Source organism: Rothia endophytica, assembly GCF_039543885.1.
GTDB lineage: Bacteria > Actinomycetota > Actinomycetes > Actinomycetales > Micrococcaceae > Rothia > Rothia endophytica.
The window spans coordinates 41,255-60,294 of record NZ_BAABKP010000005.1; the positions used below are offsets into that span (position 1 = coordinate 41,255).

The following is a 19,040-nucleotide window of genomic DNA, read 5'->3' on the forward strand; positions in this document are numbered from 1 at the left end:
TTAGGATGAAAGAGCGGAGCGTCTATTTCCAGTCACTATAGGCAGCTAAAGCCTCCTCGCGAGAAAGCTTAAGATCAACCAAGGGAGACGGGTAATCTGGCGCTAGCACCCCGTACCCTTGCTCGGCGCCTCGATGGATTTCTACAGCACTAAGGTGGGCCAGCTCAGGTACCCAGCGCTTGATATACCGAGCTTCTTCATCGAATTTCTTTCCCTGCGTTACGGGATTAAAGATTCTGAAATAGGGTGCGGCGTCCGCCCCTGACCCTGCGACCCACTGCCAATTAGCCGGGTTTGAGGCAAGATCAGCATCCACGAGAGTATCCCAGAACCATTTTTCTCCCAGCTTCCAATCCAACAGCAGGTTCTTGGTGAGATAAGAAGCGGCCACCATACGTACCCGATTGTGCATATAGCCGGTTTCCCAGAGTTCGCGCATTCCCGCGTCCACCAGAGGGACGCCAGTAAGCCCCCGGCACCAGGCGTGGAACAGTTCTTTATTTTCTGGGTTATCAGCCTTGCCCCAAGGAAAGTGTGACCACTCGGCACGGAACTCTTTTTCGTGCAGCTCAGGATTGTGAAAGGCCAGGTGCCAGCAAAACTCCCGCCAGCCTACTTCGGTTGCAAACCGAGTGGCATCAGTGGTCATCACCGAGATTGAACGCCCCACACGATATAAAACGGTCGCGGGGCTTATTTCACCAAACCGTAGATGGGGTGAAAGAAAGCTGGTGGAGGGAGCGGCAGGAAAATCCCTTTCTCTGGCATATCCTTCAAGATTCCCGTCCACAAACTCATTGCAGGCAGCTAATGCTCCCTTCTCACCGGGTGTCCAGCGTTGTTTCAACCCTCCAGACCAGTCTGGGCGGGTAGGCAGAAGATCCAACTCTTCGAGGGAAAGGAGGGCGGCGCATTGCTTCCTGACCTCCTGAGATAGGGCCGCAGGATTCTGCGTAAGGGGTTCAGGGGCGCCATAGGGTTCCCTAAAGCCCTGAGCCGATATGGCCTTCCAGAAAGGAGTAAAGACCTTATAAAAATCACCGGACGCCGGCGAAACCTCCCACGGTTCATGCAGGAGATGGCCGGCATAGCTATGCGCTTCTATACCTTGACTTTTAGCCCAGGTTTTGAGGGCGGCGTCGGCCGAGCGCTCAGGCGGGGTGTAGCGGCGGCTCCAGTGGAGATGGGTGACACCCAGTGGGGCGCTCAAGCTGGCAACGCTAGCCGTTCCCTGACCTCGGGCGAAGAAGAGGGGGATCCCCAGGTTTTCCAGTGATTCTTGTAATTCCACTAGAGAGTGATGTAGCCACCAGCGACTTGCCCCGCCCAGCGGGCGTATCCCTTCCGTCTCCTCATCAAGGACGTAGAGGGCAAGCACTGTCGTATCTGGGTGGCGGTGCGCTAGATCGGTTGCAGCACGTAGGGCACGGTGATCGCGAGTTCTTAGATCTTCACGGAAAAGAAGCAGATGCACAGAGGTAGTCATATCGTCACTCTTTACTGAGAACTTGATAGTGATGCAGCCTGACGTCCGGACGCTAGAGCCCCTTGGATGGATGCTTGATTGAAGTCACCGGCGACCGCCAGCTTCCCGGTAGGAGACCAGGCTGAGCGACCCGTCATGATGGGAAGAGCAGGAGAGACGCGGTGGCAGGTGAGCAAACGCCACGTATCACCTTCGCACCCAAACATTCGCTGAACACGCTGGGCGACCACCTCAGCCTCCAGGTCTGAAGAACCCACAACGCTGGCCTGTATGAGGTGTTGCCCTGCCGGTGCGTAGGATGGGCACACGTTGGACACGACAGCGGCATGGTTAATGAGAGGGCTATCTGAGCAGTCAAGGTGCAAGTAAGTAGATGCGGTTGGGCGCTGGTCTGCAGCGAACCACCAGGTTGTCAGGTCCCCCGTAGCTGGCACCTCAGAATCGAGAAGATAAGCACTCTCCAGCGGGCCACCTGCAATAATTACCCGATCAGCATACAACTCTTTTCCATCAGAACAGCGCAGGAGTACCCGTTGATCCTCCTCGATAATTTCAACGATTTCTGTTGAATAGCAGATGGTGACCCCGTCAAGATCAGCCATCTGGTAGGCAATAGCCTCCATCCCCTGAGCGGGAAGGGAGGGTGAGCCTTTGAGGAAGTAATAGATGAGTTTCCGGCCAAATTCTGGGGTGCATTCCAGGGATGAATCAGCGGTAACCGCGGCGAGGAAGGTGCGAGCAGCTCGTTTAAGGGAGGCGCTGAAACCGGCCCGCTCAAGAGCCTGGTCGAAGGTTGTTGATTCGCGGTCTTTCAGCAGGGAGTAGGCCGCACGGGCATCCGTTACAGAACACTCACGCAGCAGCGAGGGCAAAGCCAGCGGGTGACGGGTGGGGTCGCTGAGCATGAACTGCCTGTTATCTTCGCAGATCACTGCACCGCGACTGAAAGCATGTAGGTCAAGGGCAGGAAGGTTAAGAGATTTCTTAGCCTCGGGGTACTGAGGGTTAAGGAGCTGAAAGCCGACATCGCAGGTAAAACCATCGATGTGATCAGTGGCAATTCTGCCGCCGGGCTTAGAGTTTTTCTCAAGAACGGTGACGCTCTGACCAGATTGAGCGAGATAACGAGCGGAGTTCAGGCCTGCTATTCCAGCCCCTACGATAACGGTGTGCATTGATGGCACCTTCCTGTAGCTCAGTAATTCTTTACAGCTTACGTGAGACAACCCTCCTTTTTAACGTTCAGAGTAAGGCGAGAAGGTGCACCTACTGGGTGACAGGGCCCAGAGCACCAGAGAGGGAGCATGCAGGAGCTACCACCGAGAGACCGATCATCATGGAGCTGAAGAGGGTCAGCCTACCCGAAGAGAGAAAGTGCGGGGCCTAGCCGCAATAGCGCACGGCCGCTAAATTATTTGCCCACCACCGGGATTGAGCCTGTCCACGGCTGCTGAGATGAGCCGCGGCGTCCGGGTGAGTAGTCACGCGGCACCACAACCAGCGGAATGGGCAGGTGAGTAAGAATCTTGGCAGTGTTGGAGCTCAAGAAGAGTTCACCGCGCTGACTCAGCTTAGAAGAACCCGCCATGAGCACGGACTGAGGTGACCAGTGAACCGACTGCACGGCGTCTGGCACAGTGGCCCCGTGCCCCACAGTAACGCTGAGTAGCTCAGGTTTTTCAAGGGCGACCGAGGACTGCTTAATGAGCTCTCGCACCCCCACCTCAGCCTCACTGGCGGCAGCCGCGGAGTCTGCACCCTCAATGAGGGAAACTAGCCGCACCTTCAGGCCGGTGCGGTTGGCAGTCGCTATCGCCTCTTCCACCAAAGAGATTGAATCAATCTCGGGGGAAACGGCGCAGTCAATCTGCTCGATGTCAGTGTCAGAAGCGAAGTTTCGCGGCGCTAAGATGACGGGGGTGCGGGATCGGTGCAGCAGGGCATTACCGGCGGCACCGATGGAGTGGAAGAGCCAGCCACCCGTCCTTGCGCCGCCCACGACGATTGCCCCGGCGTCAGTGGCTTCGGCAAACTCCATCAGACCGGCGGCAGTTGATTCCGCCTGACGCAGGTGAAAACGTGCCGTGAGGTCGGTAGGCACCAGGTACTGGGCATCTTCGAGCCAGCCTACCGCCTGCTCCCGCAGGATACTGCCAAAGTTGCTGCGTGGGGCAGCGAGGTGCGGGTTCTCATTTTTGAGCACGTAGACCACATCGAGCTGCGCCCCCAGGGAGCGTGCGAGCACGACGCCCAGGTTAAGGGCATCACGGCCGCGGTCGGTGGGTGAGTAGCCAACAACGTAACGCATACGGTGGGCTCCTTCCAGGTTCTAAGAGTTATTCAAAAGGTGACCCGGAGGAGCAAGCTCATAACCTGCCTGCTGGCTCGGGGCTGGCGTGAATTGCCTTGTGAGCTTGCGAACCAGGTAAGAGGATCAGCAGACAGGTTAGGGGGCTCGCGGGGACCGGTAAGCACCTTTTAAATAAGCCTAGGAGTATTTACAATTTTTCGCTGAGCTGTTTTGCTACCTGCTGGCCCATGCGTACGGCGCCGTCCACGTGCTGGTAGCCTTCACCGGCGATATCTGAGCAGGCCCAGTGGATGGGCCCTACGGGGTCATGCTGGTACTGACCCCAGCGGGAGAGGCCACCAAGGTCATAGGAAGCGGCGTAGGCACCACGGGTCCACTCTTCAGCTCCCCAGTCAGAGAGGTAGAAGGTAACCGGGTTCTTGGCTTCTTCACCGATGAGCTCAGCCATTGCATCCAAGATAGCGGTTTTGCGTTCTTCTTCTGAGAGGGTGAACATGAGGTCAGCTTTCTCATCCGAGATGAAGCCGACCAGGGTTCCGCGGGTTTCTTCTTCGCCGGTAGCGGGGTCGTAGTTGGTGTTGTCGTAGATTTCCTGCACCAGGTTTTCGCAGGCAAAGCAGGTGCCTGAAAGCCCACGGTCGCGCCAGAAGGGGCGGTCATAGACAGCGTGTACCTTGATGACCAGGCCCAGGGACTGGTGCTGGTGCATCTGGTGCTGACGGCGATCCAGCGAGGGCACAAAGGAAACGCGGGAGTAGAGGTTGGGCGGTACTGCCATGATGGCGTACTGAGCGCGCACCTTCACGCCGCCCTCGGGGTTGGCTACGCCGTCCTCGCCGAAGTCTTCTGCTTCAGCCAGTACGGGGTAGTCGCCTTCTTCTTGCCAGCGTAGTACGCGCACGGGGTGGCCAAGCACGATGTTATCGTCACCGATTTTTTCTGCCAGCCCCAGGGAGACTTTCTGCATACCGCCGAGTACGCGCTTGTCGAGGATGAAGTCTTCGTCGACCAGGTGAGAGAAGGAACCGGCAGATGAGGACATCAACAGAGCCTGGAGGAGTGAGAAGGCGTGCTCGGGCTTGGTGAGCATGGCGCCAGCGATGAAGAGGGAGATGTTATTGCGGGCTTCGTCGTTATCAGTCTGGGTTTTGAGCCATTCACGGAAGCTGATGGCGTCATATTCTTTGGCGCGGGGGTGTTCCCAGGGGGCGGCAGGGTCTACTTCTGCGGTGAGTTTGTCCATGAGTCCGATGAGGCGTTGCATTTCTGCGGTGGTGGCTTCATCGACGGGGAAGGTGTCGCCGTTGTACTGGATGACGTCGCCGGCAAGGTTCTTATAGATAGAGTCACCTTCGCGGTAGCGGTCGAAGGTGGTGAGGCCGAGTTCTTTCACCAGGGCTGCGAGTTCGGTTTGGTCAGGGGATATCCACTGGCCACCGATTTCAATGAAGGCGCCATCGATATCGCCGTTCCAGGTGCGGCCGCCTACGCGGTGGCGGGCTTCGAGGACGGCAACGGAGTGGCCTGCCTGTTGGAGGCGGTAGGCGGCGGTGAGGCCTGCGGGGCCTGCGCCAATAATGACGACGTCGCGGGTGATTTCCTGAGGAGCCATGGGGAGCCTTTCCTTGGGTGGTTCGACACTGAACCGCTGATAAACGAATGTCGTTCGTTTTAGGGTATCTCACATCACTATAAATGTGAAGTGTTGAGTCATAGCACGGCGAAATTATTTTTTCTTATACGGTGGTAGATATGACCGGCACCAGAATGACCAGAAACCGCACCGCAGGTAGGCCCACCGCCTCCCTTATCACGGCCCAAAAGATCACTCTGGCCGCACAGGAATTACTGTCCAAAAACGGTGACTTTACCATGTCTCAGCTGGCCAAGAAGCTGGGGGTCGCCCCGTCCTCGCTTTACAACCACGTGGCTTCGCGCGATGAAGTACTAGCAGGGCTGTCAGACCACATCGCTCAGGGTATTAGTACCCACGAATTGCAGGAAGCCGCCGCCCGCGTTAGGGCAAGTGACCTAACGGCGAGAGTAGCACGGAACCTCTGGGTAGAAGCGACCGCAAGCTGGGCACGATCTTATCGCACCGCCTTTTCCCTCTCTCCCGCCCTGGTAACAATGCTGGCAGTCACCCCGGTACGCAACGCCCCGGGCACTCTGGGCATGTATGAACAGGTCACCAGCGCTTTTGTTGCCTTTGGATTCACCCCGCGAGATGCCCTGCTCACAGTAGAGGCGCTCGAAGCTTTCTTGCTAGGTTCCGCCACAGACGTTGACGCCCCCATCGATATCTTTGATCCGGGGCAGCGCGCAAGCAGCCACCCCACCATGGCAGAGGGGTTTGCAGAATTGGGCAGCACCCCGCAAGATGAGGCTTTTGAACTGGGGCTGGCAGCCCTACTGGCCGGGTTGAGCACCAGACTCCCCTAGCCACCCTGTTCACACCCCCTGCTTTGACACGCGCAAAAAATCTTCGACTATATAGACAAACAAACTAGACAGACTAACTAGTTAATGTAACTATATAGATATGACCGCAACACTATACCCCGCAGACTGGCTCCGAGGCCTCCTCACCACCTGCGTCCTCAAAACCCTAGAGAAGGGCCCCACCTACGGCTACGCCATCATCACCCAACTGGCAGAAGCCGGGCTGGGCGATATCAAAGGTGGCACCCTCTACCCCCTGCTCAACCGGCTAGAAAATCGCGGGCTGGTTGAGGTGCAGTGGCGCGAAGGGGACGGCGGGCCTGGCCGCAAATACTTCTTCCTGACGGACGCCGGCACCCAAGAACTCGCCACCCTCACCGTCACTTGGCAGACCTTCTCCACCACCGTCACCGCCCACCTGACTCACTAAGGAAATAGCTATGAAAACTCCACTGGATACCTTTATCGCCACCCACAAGAGCTGGGTGAATCCCTTCATCCTGGAACTACGCCTAGACAACGTACCCGGCAGTGCTATTGGTGACGCCCTTGAAACCGTCCACGCTCACTGCGCTGATAGCGGCGAGACCCCGCACGAGGCCTTCGGTGACCCCAAGGACTATGCGCACTCACTAGGTCTGGCAGGGGCACCCGACTCCACCCTGCTGCCGATCATCATCACCTCAGCGGTGAGTCTTGCCGCCTTCTTCATCTTCTCTGCCGCTTTCAAAGCCTGGGCACGCTCGGAGGATTTCGCAATCAATGACGTCTCGCTGGTGGCAATAGTTGGTGCGCTGGTAGCAACTGTGGCAGCTATTTCCACCATGCGCTGGTGGGCAGAAAAACCGCTACGTTTCAGCATTTTTGCGATCGCTGCTGCAGGCTTCGCCGTAATGGGAACCCTCGCCGCTAGCATGGACCGGCCAGCACTACTGAGTCTGCCCAGCTTAGGCGTCACCATGATCGCAGCGGTGATATTGGTGGGGACCGCGGTCTTTGTTACTGCCCGCGAGCTCCGCTCCCCCGATACTGACCCATTGATCAGCCCCTTTGAGAGTCCCGAGGCCCTGGACCGTAAATCGCGCAACAGCCGTCTCCTCATGTTCTTCGGCATCTGGATGCTCCCCCTAGTTGCCGTACTGGATGCCGCCTTCACCCTCATCCTGCTGAGCTAGGCCCCCACCCTCACAAAGATAGAAGCCCCTGCCGCACCACCCTAGGTTTAGTTGATGCGGCAGGGGCTCGCCCTTTGATTTTCTTCCGTTAGGCTACTGCCAGACGGGGGTATCTATATCCACTCCGTGGATGACAGCGTTGGCGTTGATAGCTGCGCTGATCCAGGCAGCTAGGCCAGTGGAGCGCTGGTCGTAGTGGGCGGTAAAGCGGGGGTCGCTCACGTAGGTCATGCCAATGAGAACCTGCTGGTTATAGGAGCAGTCAAAGTAGTCCTGCATGAGGCTAAGATGCTCTTCGGCCAGCTTGTTGGCCTCGTCAGACCCAGGGGCAACCTCGCCTGCGAGCGCCCGAGCACAGGCCTGTTCAAAGGCGTCCATGCGGTCAGAAACCCGCGTCCAGTCTTGGTCGGTGAAGCCGGCAACCCGCTGGGCTGACTGCTGGTAGGCATCAGTGCTGCCGTAGGCAGCTTCTGCCTCGTCACGGTACTGGGCGTGACTAGCTTTGGCGCGGTCAGCCGCGCTCATGGTTTTTTTCATGGTGTGAACCTCAATCATTGTCTGCACCGAGTCCAGCACGGACTGTAGGTGCTCCTGTTTTTCTTGCAGAAGGTCCCGCTGGCTGATGAGCTCTTCAATGGGCGCGGTACCGCTGACTAGAATTTGCTGAATTTTTTCCAGCGGAAATTCGAGTGCGCGGTAGACAAGAATCGTGTGAAGCCTGTCGATATCGTCCGCTGAGTAGAGCCGGTAGCCGCTAGCCGAGCGCCGGCTGGGGGTCAGCAGCCCAACACTTTCGTAGTGGTGTAGCGTACGGACGCTCACCCCTACGAGCCGGGCGACTTCACCTACGGTCAAAAAATCTGGGTGCATGTTTTCCTCCTGATAGTTACCAGGCTAGGTACTCACGCTGCGTGAGGGTCAAGCGCTATTCCCTATCAATATTTACTCTAGATCTAAGAGAGCTACCTTCACCTACCCTGAACACCTGAGAAACCGGCGGTGCACTGTAGTCTGGTGGGGTAGGTTTTATCTTCTTTAAGGAGCGCTCGTGGCAAAAATTAATGACACTATCGGCTCAACACCGCTTGAGGTATTTGTGCCTGCTGCCGGTGATAACCCTGCTGACCCGCAGGACGTCGCCCGCAACACTTTCTTTGAGCAGGCGCAGGAGCTTCTTGACGCCGGGCTAGAAATCGCCGTCTATTCCACCGATTCCTACCCTTCAGCGTTTACTGACTGCCCACAGGTTGCCGACCAGATTGCCATGAACGGGTGGGAAGTTCTACCCATCGTGTTGGTAGAAGGCCAGGTTAAAGTGTCTTTCAACTACCCCTCGGTAGAACAGATGCGGCGCTTTTCCCACTTTGCAGAGGTTAAGCAGCCTAAGGTATCAGCAGCAGCAGCCGCTTGTGGCCCCGTGGGCGGGGGTGCAGATGCCCCCACTCTGCCCACCCAGGAACCTGCTGGTTTTGCCGCCGTCCTAGCTGGTGTCACCGAGAAACCGGCAGGCGGGCCAGATATCGGTCACCGCCTTAACCTCATGGGTGGCGATTTTGGCGATGGTATCCCCAGCGACGGTTCATCTGTAGCAGTCAAGGGCGATGCCCAGTCATCCGTCTCTATCACCCAGGCGATGATGGGCGTGGGTAACGGTGGCGGTTGCTGCGGTGGCTCCTGCGGGTGTGGTTCCTCTTAGTTTTAGCGCCTGTCTACAGGCAGGTTAGGTTTTTATTTTCCCATGGGAGTTGTCATGATTGGTGCACGTGTAGAGCACAAGGATGAGTTTTTTATTGCGGGTTTCCGCGAGACTGTTCAGCAGGGTGCTGGCATGGGTGAGCTGTGGAAGAAGCTGACCGACCACGCTACAGCGCGTGGGGTGACGATGCCCGAGGTGCATTCCATGGGCGTCATTGTGGGCATGAACGCCAGCGGCCAGTTCGATTATATGGCGGGCATCCTGGTGGAGAACCTTGAGACTGCTCAGGCTCTGGGGCTCAACGCGCTGAAGGTGGACGGCGGGGAGTTCGCTGTAACCAACGTTGAAGGCCCGGTGCCCATGAGCATCATGGCAGGCGTGGATCACCTGATGGGCACCTTCTTACCCAAGGCTGGTTTCAAGCCTAACGGCCCGGTGTTTGAGGCCTACGGCCCCGGTGACCCCTCAGCCGCTGACTACCAGATGCAGGTTTGGGTGCCGGTTAAGGCAGCCTAGCACACAGCATTTCGCGCTCGCATAGGTAACCCCTCCCCAGCATGGTCTAATCCCCCTGCTAGTGAGGGGTTACCCATGTTGCTGACCAAAAGGACGCCGGTGAGCAGGGTACTACTACCCCTGTATGAGTGACTGGCGCCGATTTTTTAGGACTTTCACGAGGGCCTTACGGCGGCTTGAGTCAAAGGGCAGCTCAGCTGCTTTCTCAACCAGACCTTCAGTGTCAGTCAGAGTATTGCGGATGAGGCGGGTTGTTGCTGGCGCTCTCAGTCCTAGCTGTTCACCAAATTCAATGAAAATTCGTGCCGATAGCCCGCGCTCTTTTCCCAGAATTTTTAGTGCCATTGACTGATCCCCATAGGGCGCAGTTGAAGGCACATCGTAGACCGGCGACAGCCTGGTTTTACCCCCGGCAGTAATGACCGAAAGGTTTTTGGCGTGCAAGTCCCCGTTGCCGGTTAGCCAGGCATAGAGAAACTGTCGCAGTAGTTCTTGGGCTGTAAGAACGGGTTGCTGAACAAGACCGGTAATTGCGCGAGAGACCTCAAGGGCACTCACATCGTATTTATCTGCCGGGTAGAGGTTCAGCAGCTGGCAGGCGTCCTCAACCGCATATCGAGCAATTTTTCCGTCTGGGCTGATGCCGCGGTCAAAACGCTTAACCAGCAGCCCAGAAACACCGTCACCGTCAAAAACCAACTGTGATTTAACCACTCCGTTACGTCCTTTAAGTCCCTCTGCTCCCTTGAGAAAGAAGGCTTCGTTTTCAACCAACAGTGGGTATTCAGGCGGAGTGAGCTTGAGTAGGTAGAGGTCATTACCCTGACGCAGGGGGAAGGTCAGCATCTTGCCTGAAACCTTTTCTTGAACCCCTGGCAGGGATGCCGGGTCCCGGTAAACCTGGTCAGAGAGTAGCTCTTTGAAGCTGATGTGTTTGAAGTTGTCCGGGTCAATGTCACGAGCTTCAAGGTCTTTATCTGGGGGTAGGGTGCCGCCATGTTTAATAACCCGCACGTCCCCCACGGTGTCTGAGCCAACCGCTAGGAGCAAGGAAAGCTCATCATCTCGGGAAACTTTAAGGCTGGACCGCAGGGTGGTAAGACGACGACCTTCCGGCAGTAGACCGGTAAAGAAAGGAGGGAGTGCCCCTGCTTGATAACTGAGCGGAGCTTCACTCAGCGGGAGGGTGGACGCTAGTGGCGGGTTGCTCTCGCTCAGGTAGCTGGTTGCATAACGGAATTCTGTGGTGTGCCGGGTCTTGTAGAAATGGCCCGCCAACCGGTCTTGCTTATAGATATCTGCAAGGGGCTGGTTCATGCTTCTACCAGTTTCAGTTCTAGACCCAGCACTTCTGCGATATCCAGGGCCTTCTGCAGGGAAATACTCAGTTTGCCGCGCTCAAAGTCGCGCAGGGTTCGCTCAGATACCCCGCTGAGAGCTGCTAGTTCCTCTTGCGGCATCCGCAGCTCCTTGCGCTTTGCTTTGATTTTTTGACCTAGCCCCATACCAACCCCACTCCCGGCAGTATTCTGCCGATTAGCCTTATTTTTCCCCTATCTTAGTCTTATAACCCCAATATCGGCAATACTTTGCCGGTTTTTCGGTTCATTATAGACAGCATTCCGCGCTAGCATGGGTAACCCCTCACCGGCAGGGGCTAATCCCCTACTCGTGAGGGGCTACCTATGTTGCTGACAAAAAGGACGCCGGCAGGTAGCCACACAAGCTACCCACCGGCGTCCTTTCGCGCCAGAGTTAGCTGACGGCGCCGCGCAGGGTGCGCAGGGCTACCTGCAGTACAGCCAAGCGGGGTCGGCCATCAGCGGCAGGGGCTGTCTGCTTAATTTCCTCCAGCATTGAATCTACGTGGCTGATACGCACGGGATGGGCGGTAATCCAGCGTTCCAAGGCCTCATCGCCCCCCTCTTCACCGGCAACGATTCCCTCGCCAGACTCCTGTAACACCTTGAGCGCAAGGGATGCAGCAATTTCATAGAGATCATCGCGCAGGGAAGATCGCGCCAGGGTCTCCCAGCGGTCATTGCGCGGCAGTTTAGAAATCATGGTGAGCAGGTGGTCCACCGCGAACCGGTCGTAGACCGAGTAGTAGACGCGGGCAACCAGTTTGGCATCTAACCCGTGAGCTTCTGCGGTGCGCACTACATCCATGAGAGCAAAAGCCTCAAATTCGCGGATCCAGTTGACCGTCAGCTCCTCGGGCAGACCCCACTCTTCTGCCTGGTTGCGCATGGCACGCACACGGGCGCGAGTGTCATCAGCAAAGTAGTCGGGCAGCTCAGGGAGCAGCTCAGCGACCGGGCGGAAACGTTCAATCATTTCGGTGATGGGGGTGCCCACCACCACTGACCGCTCGGCAGCGAACCAGCGCACCAGGCGGTCTAGTACACGCTGCCAGTCCCGGATGACTGACTGCCAAGCATCCAGGGCAATATTCGCAGGAAGGTCGCGGTGCAACCTTGCGGAATTGCCAACATTAAAAGTTTCACGTGAAACGTAGAAGGCACGCGCTACCGCATCAACACCCACACCGGTTTCTTCAATTGCGCGGAAAACGTGGGTAATACCGGCAAGATCTACAATTTCGTTGGCAACGCGGGTGCAGATAATCTGCTTGCGCAACGGGTGGGTTTCTAGATGCTGATCGAAACGCTCCACCAGGGCAGGCGGGAAGTAGTCGGTCAGGACGCAGGCAAGGTAGGGGTCATCGGCAATATCGGTGGCCTCTAGTTGCTCGGTTAGGTGAATCTTCACGTAGGCTGCTAGCACGGACAGCTCTGGGCCGTTGAGGGTTTCCCCGGTCGCTTCGTAGCGCTCACGGATGGTCTGATCGGTGGGCAGGTACTCCACCTCGCGGTTAAGCCCGGCATTCTTTTCCAGGTCGTGCATGAGGCGGATGTAGCCCTCAACCCCGGGGATGACGCCGTGACGCTCAGCCTGTAGCAGCACGTTCTGGCGGCGGTTGGTCTGCAGAACCTGCGCCCCAACGTCCTCACGCTGAGCCTCAATAAAGCTGGCACGTTCCTCGCCGGACAGCTCACCGTGAGCCACCAGGCGGTCCACCAGAATCTTGATGTTGACCTCGCGGTCAGAGGTTTCTACACCGGCGGAGTTATCAATGGCGTCGGTGTTGATGATGATACCCTTGCGGGCTGCCTCGATACGTCCCAGCTGGGTGAAGCCGAGGTTGCCGCCTTCACCTACGATACGGGCACGCAGGTCTGCGCCGTCCACCCGGATGGGGTCATTGGCTTTATCGCCTACTTCAGCATGAGTCTCGGTAGACCCCTTGACGTAGGTGCCGATGCCACCGTTGTAGAGCAGGTCTACGGGTGCCTTGAGGATGGCTGAGAGCAGCTCGGGCGGTGACATTTCGGTGACGCCCTCGTCTAGCCCCAGAACTTCACGTACCTGATCTGAAACGGGGATGGACTTGGCGCCACGGGAGTAGACGCCGCCGCCTTCTGAGATGAGCTCGGGGTTGTAGTCCTGCCAGGACGAGCGGGGTAGCTTGTAGAGACGCACGCGCTCTTCAAAGGACGCCTCGGCGTCCGGGGCGGGGTCTAGGAAGATGTCGCGGTGGTCGAAGGCTGCCACTAGGCGGGTGGAGCGCGAGCGCATGAGGCCGTTGCCGAAGACGTCGCCACTCATGTCGCCAATACCAACGGCGGTAAACTCTTCGTGCTGGCAGTCAATGCCCAGCTCAGCGAAGTGACGCTTGACGGACTCCCAGGCTCCGCGGGCGGTAATGCCCATGGCCTTGTGGTCGTAGCCCACTGAGCCACCGGAGGCGAAGGCGTCGCCCAGCCAGAAGTCGTATTCGGCGCTGATGGCGTTGGCGGTATCCGAGAAGGAGGCGGTGCCCTTATCGGCTGCTACGACCAGGTAGTAGTCATCTCCGTCGCGGGCCAGCACGCCTTCGGGGCGGACGACGGTTTCGGTGCCGTCAGTTGCTACCGAGAGGTTATCCGTGACATCCAGCAGAGAGCGGATGAAGACCTTGTAAGATTCACGGCCCTCGTTGAGCCAGGCGTCGCGGTCTAGGGCGGGGTTGGGTAGCTGCTTGGGGTAGAAGCCGCCCTTGGCGCCGGTCGGAATAATGACGGCGTTTTTGACCATCTGCGCCTTAACCAGACCTAAGACCTCGGTGCGGAAGTCCTCGCGGCGGTCAGACCAGCGCAGGCCACCGCGGGCTATGGAGCCGAAGCGCAGGTGGACGCCCTCGACCCGGCGGGAGTAGACGAAGATTTCGTAGAGGGGGCGGGGCAAAGGTGCGAAGTCGATCTGCTGGGGTGAGACCTTGAGCGCCAGGGAATCACGGCCCATGTAGGCGTTGGTGCGCAGGGTGGCTGCCATGACGGTTGCCAGGGAGCGCATGAAGCGGTCAACGTCCAGGGTGGGAATGGCGTCTAGCACCGCTCCCAGCTGAGCCCAGACGTCCTCGCGGACTTGCTCACGGGCGTCCTGGCTATCGAAGTCGGCTGCGGGGTTGAAGCTGACGTCAAAGTAACGGGCCAGCAGAGCGGTTGCCTCGGGGTAGCCCAAGAGGGTGTCAGACATGAACTCGGCGGTGAAGCCGCGGCCCAGCTGCAGCAGGTAGTGGGTGTAGGCACGGAAGATACGAACCTGCTCCCACGATAGCTTTTCAGCCAGAATGAGACGGTCCAGGCTATCCGATTCGCGCTTGCCCAGCAGGTAGGCGTTCAGTGCGTCCTCGTAGAGGTCAGCTACCTCGCCGGGCACTACCCCCTCGGGCAGGTTAACGCCGAAGTCATAGAGCAGGAAGGAGCGGCCATCGGCGGGAGTGATGTCGTAGGGCTTCTGATCCACCACGACCATGCCCATGTTCTGCATGACCGGCAACAGCTCGGTGAGGGTGTGGGCGTCCGAGAGGTAGGTCTTGAGGCGGGTTTCACCCTCCTCCTCTGCACAACGCACAGCAGCCGGCTTGGTTTCGGTCAGGGACTCAAAAATCGCGATGTCCTCTACCGCGTTCTCTACTTCGTAGTCAGCGCGATAGGTGGCAGGCACAGCTTCTGCCCAATCGGACGCTGCGGCGCGGCCCAACGCTGGCTCCTGACCCTGCTGGGTGAAGGTGTCTTCAACGGCAGCGGCGGTAGCCTCACCCCAGGAGCGGGTGGCTTCCTGCAGGCGGCGTTCAATAGCGCGAACGTCCACCGCGGGTATCACGTTGGGGTCACTCAGGCGCAGGCGGAAGAAAATACGGGCCAGCGATGAGGTGGAGAGGTATACGTCAAAGTCTAGACTCTCGATATCTAAAAATTCGTGGAAAACCTTTTCAAGGCGTTGGCGTACCAGGGTGTTGTAGCGGTCGCGGGGTAGAAAGACGGTGGCGGACACGAAACGACCAAAGGCGTCGGGGCGCAGGAAGAGGCGGGTGGTGCGACGCTCCTCCAGGCCCATGATGCCGCGGAAGGTTTCGGTTAGTTCATCAAGGCCAGCATGCAGGAGCTCCAAGCGGGGGTAGTCTTCGATGATGCCAGCCATAGTTTTATCAGAGTGAGATCTGGGTTGATAGCCCAGGTGGCGTCGCATAATGGCAATACGCTCACGCACGATGGGGGTTTCAACCGCCGGTAGAGCGTAGGCCTGGCGGGAGAAGAGGCCTAGGATGACGTACTCCCCCACGATGGCGCCAGAGCGGTCAAAGTCGCGCACCCCAATGTAATCCAGGTATTCGTGGCGGTGCACGGTGGAGCGAGAGTTAGCCTTGGTGACATAGAGGGGTTTGGGTTCGCGGGCGTTATGTAGCCCTAGCCCTGTGAGCACGGTGGGTTCATTGCCCTCCGTGGCAGCCAGGATGCCCAGGGCGCTACCCAGACGGTCGCTAAGCACCAGTTGGTCAGCGCGCTCTGAGAGGTCGCGCTCCTTGACGCCCATGAAGAGGAAGTTACCGCGGGTCAGCCAGCGCAAAAACTCCTGTACGGATTCCACACGGGTAGCGGGGTCGGCTTCTGAGTTCAATTCCCCGGTGTAATGCTCGGACCCACCCAGGGTCACTCCCGAGAGTTCGGTGAGACGGTCAGCGATATCGAGCACGCGGCTGGCCATGGCGTCACTGTCGCGGGAGGCACGGCGTACGTCCACTAATACTGCCTGGATTTCCTCTTCGAGGGTTGAGCCGGCTTCCTCATTGAGGCGGCTGGTAAGTTGCACTGCAATCCAGGATTCGATGATGGTTCCGCGCGAGTCACCCTTGTTCTGGTCGATCCGGGGCATAACGGCGGTATCGCCGCTGGCAACGGGCTGATCGAAGCCGGCGCCGGCCAGGCTGGTAATCTCTCCCTCGTCATTACGGGCTACCAAGAAGGTGGGGTGAATCAGACCCGAGATACCACCCCACTGGGCGGCAATTTGGGCGGTGATGGATGAAACCAGGAAGCTGGTGTCATCAACAACGACCAGCAGGGTGCTACCGGCATCGTTATGGTGCACGGTGACCAGTGCTTCGCCAGGCTGACGCTGAGCAGCAAGTTCGCGGTGGGTCTGTGCGAGGCTGGTCAGCTCCTCGCTGGTCATACCTTCTAATTCTTCAGCTGAGCTGTGGAGGTAGTAATCGTTAATCCAGCTTTCGGAGCCGGACCACTGGGGTGAACGAGTGTTCGTAAGCAAGGGGTTACCTTTCGCTATCTTCTAATCACGTCTTTGTGACATCTGGACGCAACAGTGCGTGCCTCATCCTTAATAGTAGACCCCGCTTTAGGTTTGGTGAACTACAACACCACCCAGAAGGAGGGGTTTATCAAATGCCAGAAAGGGGCCCCCTCACCCCATGCACCCACCATATTTCGCCACAACAAGCCAGCCCTAACCTGTCTAGTTAAAACAGGCACTCTCCTTGGATTGTGCACACGTTCCTCATTCTTGAGCTGGTAATTTTCGCGAGACGCTTCATCTCATATTTTAGAGAAGCGCTTCTACTTGGGGTTACTTCTATTTTATGCTGGGACTTCCAGACGTCGCGCGCTATCAACGCGCCATAGAGGAAGGGCCCCTTTTGTCAGCCTCACCCCACGCCGAACTTTCAGAGAAAGTTCTCTACGCTTACTCCCGCTACCTGATTCAACTCGGTGCGGGCTTCCCCCAGGCTGTTACTGACCAGGCAGTTGCCCAGAATCCCGCCCTCGCTGCGACAATCGTTGATGTCTTCGAAACTGGCTTTGACCCAGCCCGCGGCGGCGAAGCGGAGGAACGCCGCGCCGCCCAGCGCAAGGCTGCTGCCAGCGTCCAGGTCGATATTGATGCACTGACCGACGCTGATACCAAGACATACTTCTCCCGCCTACTAGAAGCAGTGCTTGCCACTGTGCGCACCAACGCTTATCAGGGCAAGGAGTCTCTGGCTCTCAAAATTAGCACCCGCGATGTTTCCTTCGCCCCCCTCCCCAGGCCCCTGTTTGAAATCTTTGTAGAAGCAGACACTGTTGAGGGTGTGCACCTGCGCTTTGGTAAGGTGGCCCGCGGCGGTCTGCGCTGGTCTGATCGCCCCGAGGACTTCCGCACCGAGGTGCTGGGCCTGGTGAAGGCTCAGGTCACCAAAAACGCGGTTATTATACCCACCGGTTCAAAGGGCGGTTTTGTGCCCAAGAACCTGCCTGACCGCGACGCTGAGCAGGAAAAGTACAACGAGAGGGGCGTTGCCGCCTACCGCCTCTTCATCCAGTCTCTACTGGATGTCACCGACAACCTGGTCACCGAGGGCGGGCACCCCAAGATTGTTCACCCCGATCACGTGGTGGCTTTGGACGACAATGACCACTACCTGGTGGTTGCTGCCGATAAGGGCACCGCAACCTTCTCAGATATCGCCAACGGCATCTCCGTAGATAACGGCTTCTGGCTAGGCGATGCTTTTGCCTCCGGCGGATCAATCGGCTTTGATCACAAGGAAATGGGCATCACCGCCCGCGGCGCATGGGAGTCCGTCAAGCGCCACTTTGCTGCCCAGCAGCACGACGCTCAGGCTGAAGAGTTCACCATGGTCGGCATTGGCGGCATGGCGGGCGACGTCTTTGGTAACGGTGCTCTGCTGTCCGAGCACATCCGCCTCATCGGCGCCTTCGACTCCCGCCACATCTTCCTGGACCCCAACCCGGATGCCGCTACCTCCTTGGCTGAGCGCAAGCGCCTCTTTGAGCTGCCCCGCGCCTACTGGACCGACTACAACACCGAGCTGATCTCGGCAGGCGGTGGCGTCTTCTCCCGTTGGGACACCGAGATCCCGGTATCCGCTGAGGTACGCGAAGCCCTGGGCCTTGAGGCCAACAGCGCAGAAACCCTCACCGCTGACGAGCTAATCATTGCCCTGCTCAAAGCACCCGTTGACTTGCTCTACACCGGCGGCACCGGCACTTACGTGCGCGAAACCGGCGAGACCAACAAGGACGCAGGAGACTCCTCCAACGACCACCTGCGTATTACCGCACCCGAGCTGCGCGTGCGCGTCATTTCGGAGGGCGGCAACCTGGGTCTGACCCAGCGTGCTCGTATCGAGGCTGCAGCAGGTGGCATCCTGGTCAACACTGACGCTATCGATAACTCAGCCGGTGTGGAGACCTCTGACCGCGAGGTTAACCTCAAGATTCTGATGAATCTGGCGATTGAAGCAGGCGAATTTAGTGCCTCAGACCGCCCCGACTTTATTGCTGACCAGGTAGAAGAGGTGGGGCAGCGCGTGCTGCGTTCCAACCTGGAACAGAACGTACTGCTTCAGGCAGAGCGTTGCGGTGTCTTTGGCACCGACGAAATCGCCGGCGAATTCATGGACCACCTGACCGAAACCGTGCACCTGAACCGCGAGGTAGAGCTCCTACCTTCGGATGAGGAGCTAGCGGACCGGGTGGAGGCAAACGTGCCACTGACCAGCCCCGAGCTGTCCGTGCTGGTTGCCTACGCCAAGATTGACCTGGCCCAGGCTCTGGTAGAAAGCGGTTACGCTAACGAACCAGACCTGGAACTCAGCGATGTACTTGCCGACTACTTCCCGGCAGCAGCGACCGAGAAGTTCGGCCACCACTTTGATAAGCACCCGCTACGTAGCGAGATCATTGCTACCCGCGCAGCAAACCGCATGATTAACCACTCCGGCATTAGCTTTGTCTATGAGATGCAGAAGAAGCACGGCGCGTCGGTCAACGATGTAGCCCGCGCCTTCCGCGCTGCTCGCCTTGAAATCGGTATCCCCGATATTGAAGGTAACGGCGATTTTGAGGCATGGGTAGAGGGCGCACAGGCTCTGCGAGCGCTGATTGATCAGAAGCTAAGCTAACCTGCCCCGGCACTATCTCTCTAAAAATACCCCCTGACTGTCCCCGTTTATTCGGGGCGGGCGGGGGTATTTTGCTGACAGGGGCTGCACCGATGGGGTAAGGACGC

The 19,040-nt window shown here is 58.1% G+C and carries 14 protein-coding genes; 6 read left to right on the forward strand and 8 right to left on the reverse strand.

All coding sequences use genetic code 11. The features are described from left to right. Window positions 1-22: 22 nt before the first annotated feature. From ABD982_RS09595 to ABD982_RS09610, 4 genes are all read right to left on the reverse strand, one after another. Window positions 23-1,486, reverse strand: coding sequence for a cryptochrome/photolyase family protein (locus ABD982_RS09595; protein ID WP_345446930.1), 1,464 nt, complete (start codon window positions 1,484-1,486; stop codon window positions 23-25). An 11-nt stretch (window positions 1,487-1,497) separates the two neighbouring features. Further along, entirely contained in the window at window positions 1,498-2,661 is a 1,164-nt protein-coding gene (locus tag ABD982_RS09600; RefSeq protein ID WP_345446933.1) for an NAD(P)/FAD-dependent oxidoreductase, read from the reverse strand. Window positions 2,662-2,897: 236 nt separating this feature from the next. Then, window positions 2,898-3,794, reverse strand: coding sequence for a universal stress protein (locus ABD982_RS09605; protein WP_345446936.1), 897 nt, complete (start codon window positions 3,792-3,794; stop codon window positions 2,898-2,900). 190 nt (window positions 3,795-3,984) lie between these two features. Beyond that, window positions 3,985-5,409, reverse strand: coding sequence for a flavin monoamine oxidase family protein (locus ABD982_RS09610; protein WP_345446939.1), 1,425 nt, complete (start codon window positions 5,407-5,409; stop codon window positions 3,985-3,987). A 140-nt stretch (window positions 5,410-5,549) separates the two neighbouring features. Here ABD982_RS09610 and ABD982_RS09615 point away from each other — a divergent pair, with 140 nt between their 5' ends. The 3 genes from ABD982_RS09615 (at window position 5,550) to ABD982_RS09625 (ending at window position 7,414) form a co-directional block, all read left to right on the forward strand. Then, window positions 5,550-6,239 carry a TetR/AcrR family transcriptional regulator gene (locus ABD982_RS09615; protein WP_345446942.1) on the forward strand — a complete coding sequence of 230 codons (690 nt, stop codon included), beginning with the start codon at window positions 5,550-5,552 and terminating at the stop codon, window positions 6,237-6,239. A gap of 100 nt (window positions 6,240-6,339) precedes the next feature. After that, window positions 6,340-6,669 (forward strand): PadR family transcriptional regulator, encoded by a 330-nt coding sequence (locus ABD982_RS09620; RefSeq protein WP_345446944.1) that lies wholly within the window; start codon window positions 6,340-6,342, stop codon window positions 6,667-6,669. 10 nt (window positions 6,670-6,679) lie between these two features. Next, window positions 6,680-7,414 carry a hypothetical protein gene (locus tag ABD982_RS09625; RefSeq protein ID WP_345446946.1) on the forward strand — a complete coding sequence of 245 codons (735 nt, stop codon included), beginning with the start codon at window positions 6,680-6,682 and terminating at the stop codon, window positions 7,412-7,414. A gap of 93 nt (window positions 7,415-7,507) precedes the next feature. On the opposite strand, the gene ABD982_RS09630 is transcribed toward ABD982_RS09625, so the two are convergent. Continuing rightward, on the reverse strand, window positions 7,508-8,284 hold the full coding sequence (locus ABD982_RS09630) for a MerR family transcriptional regulator (protein ID WP_345446949.1): 777 nt from the start codon (window positions 8,282-8,284) through the stop codon (window positions 7,508-7,510). A 178-nt stretch (window positions 8,285-8,462) separates the two neighbouring features. Here ABD982_RS09630 and ABD982_RS09635 point away from each other — a divergent pair, with 178 nt between their 5' ends. Both ABD982_RS09635 and ABD982_RS09640 read left to right on the forward strand, forming a co-directional pair. Continuing rightward, entirely contained in the window at window positions 8,463-9,110 is a 648-nt protein-coding gene (locus ABD982_RS09635; RefSeq protein WP_345446951.1) for an arsenic metallochaperone ArsD family protein, read from the forward strand. Window positions 9,111-9,164: 54 nt separating this feature from the next. Beyond that, window positions 9,165-9,626 carry a GyrI-like domain-containing protein gene (locus ABD982_RS09640; RefSeq protein WP_345446954.1) on the forward strand — a complete coding sequence of 154 codons (462 nt, stop codon included), beginning with the start codon at window positions 9,165-9,167 and terminating at the stop codon, window positions 9,624-9,626. A 114-nt stretch (window positions 9,627-9,740) separates the two neighbouring features. Here ABD982_RS09640 and ABD982_RS09645 read toward each other — a convergent pair whose 3' ends face one another. The 3 genes from ABD982_RS09645 to ABD982_RS09655 form a co-directional block, all read right to left on the reverse strand. Next, the gene (locus ABD982_RS09645) at window positions 9,741-10,943 is read right to left on the reverse strand and encodes a type II toxin-antitoxin system HipA family toxin (RefSeq protein WP_345446957.1); all 1,203 of its coding nucleotides are present in this window, start codon (window positions 10,941-10,943) and stop codon (window positions 9,741-9,743) included. Further along, window positions 10,940-11,131: a helix-turn-helix domain-containing protein gene (locus tag ABD982_RS09650; RefSeq protein WP_345446959.1), complete on the reverse strand. Its 192-nt coding sequence runs from the start codon at window positions 11,129-11,131 to the stop codon at window positions 10,940-10,942. The genes ABD982_RS09645 and ABD982_RS09650 overlap by 4 nt, the downstream gene beginning before the upstream one ends. A 250-nt stretch (window positions 11,132-11,381) precedes the next feature. Next, complete coding sequence (locus ABD982_RS09655) at window positions 11,382-16,277, reverse strand: NAD-glutamate dehydrogenase (protein ID WP_345446961.1); 4,896 nt, start codon at window positions 16,275-16,277, stop codon at window positions 11,382-11,384. A 385-nt stretch (window positions 16,278-16,662) separates the two neighbouring features. On the opposite strand from ABD982_RS09655, the gene ABD982_RS09660 reads away from it, so the two are divergent. Continuing rightward, on the forward strand, window positions 16,663-18,933 hold the full coding sequence (locus tag ABD982_RS09660) for an NAD-glutamate dehydrogenase domain-containing protein (RefSeq protein WP_345446963.1): 2,271 nt from the start codon (window positions 16,663-16,665) through the stop codon (window positions 18,931-18,933). Window positions 18,934-19,040 lie beyond the last annotated feature (107 nt).

What these genes read in the sequence shown, in the direction of transcription:
- ABD982_RS09595 (WP_345446930.1), bottom strand. Translation starts at nt 1,486, where the DNA reads ATGACTACCTCTGTGCATCTGCTTCTTTTCCGTGAAGATCTAAGAACT.
- ABD982_RS09600 (WP_345446933.1), bottom strand. Translation starts at nt 2,661, where the DNA reads ATGCACACCGTTATCGTAGGGGCTGGAATAGCAGGCCTGAACTCCGCT.
- ABD982_RS09605 (WP_345446936.1), bottom strand. Translation starts at nt 3,794, where the DNA reads ATGCGTTACGTTGTTGGCTACTCACCCACCGACCGCGGCCGTGATGCC.
- ABD982_RS09610 (WP_345446939.1), bottom strand. Translation starts at nt 5,409, where the DNA reads ATGGCTCCTCAGGAAATCACCCGCGACGTCGTCATTATTGGCGCAGGC.
- ABD982_RS09615 (WP_345446942.1), top strand. Translation starts at nt 5,550, where the DNA reads ATGACCGGCACCAGAATGACCAGAAACCGCACCGCAGGTAGGCCCACC.
- ABD982_RS09620 (WP_345446944.1), top strand. Translation starts at nt 6,340, where the DNA reads ATGACCGCAACACTATACCCCGCAGACTGGCTCCGAGGCCTCCTCACC.
- ABD982_RS09625 (WP_345446946.1), top strand. Translation starts at nt 6,680, where the DNA reads ATGAAAACTCCACTGGATACCTTTATCGCCACCCACAAGAGCTGGGTG.
- ABD982_RS09630 (WP_345446949.1), bottom strand. Translation starts at nt 8,284, where the DNA reads ATGCACCCAGATTTTTTGACCGTAGGTGAAGTCGCCCGGCTCGTAGGG.
- ABD982_RS09640 (WP_345446954.1), top strand. Translation starts at nt 9,165, where the DNA reads ATGATTGGTGCACGTGTAGAGCACAAGGATGAGTTTTTTATTGCGGGT.
- ABD982_RS09645 (WP_345446957.1), bottom strand. Translation starts at nt 10,943, where the DNA reads ATGAACCAGCCCCTTGCAGATATCTATAAGCAAGACCGGTTGGCGGGC.
- ABD982_RS09650 (WP_345446959.1), bottom strand. Translation starts at nt 11,131, where the DNA reads ATGGGGCTAGGTCAAAAAATCAAAGCAAAGCGCAAGGAGCTGCGGATG.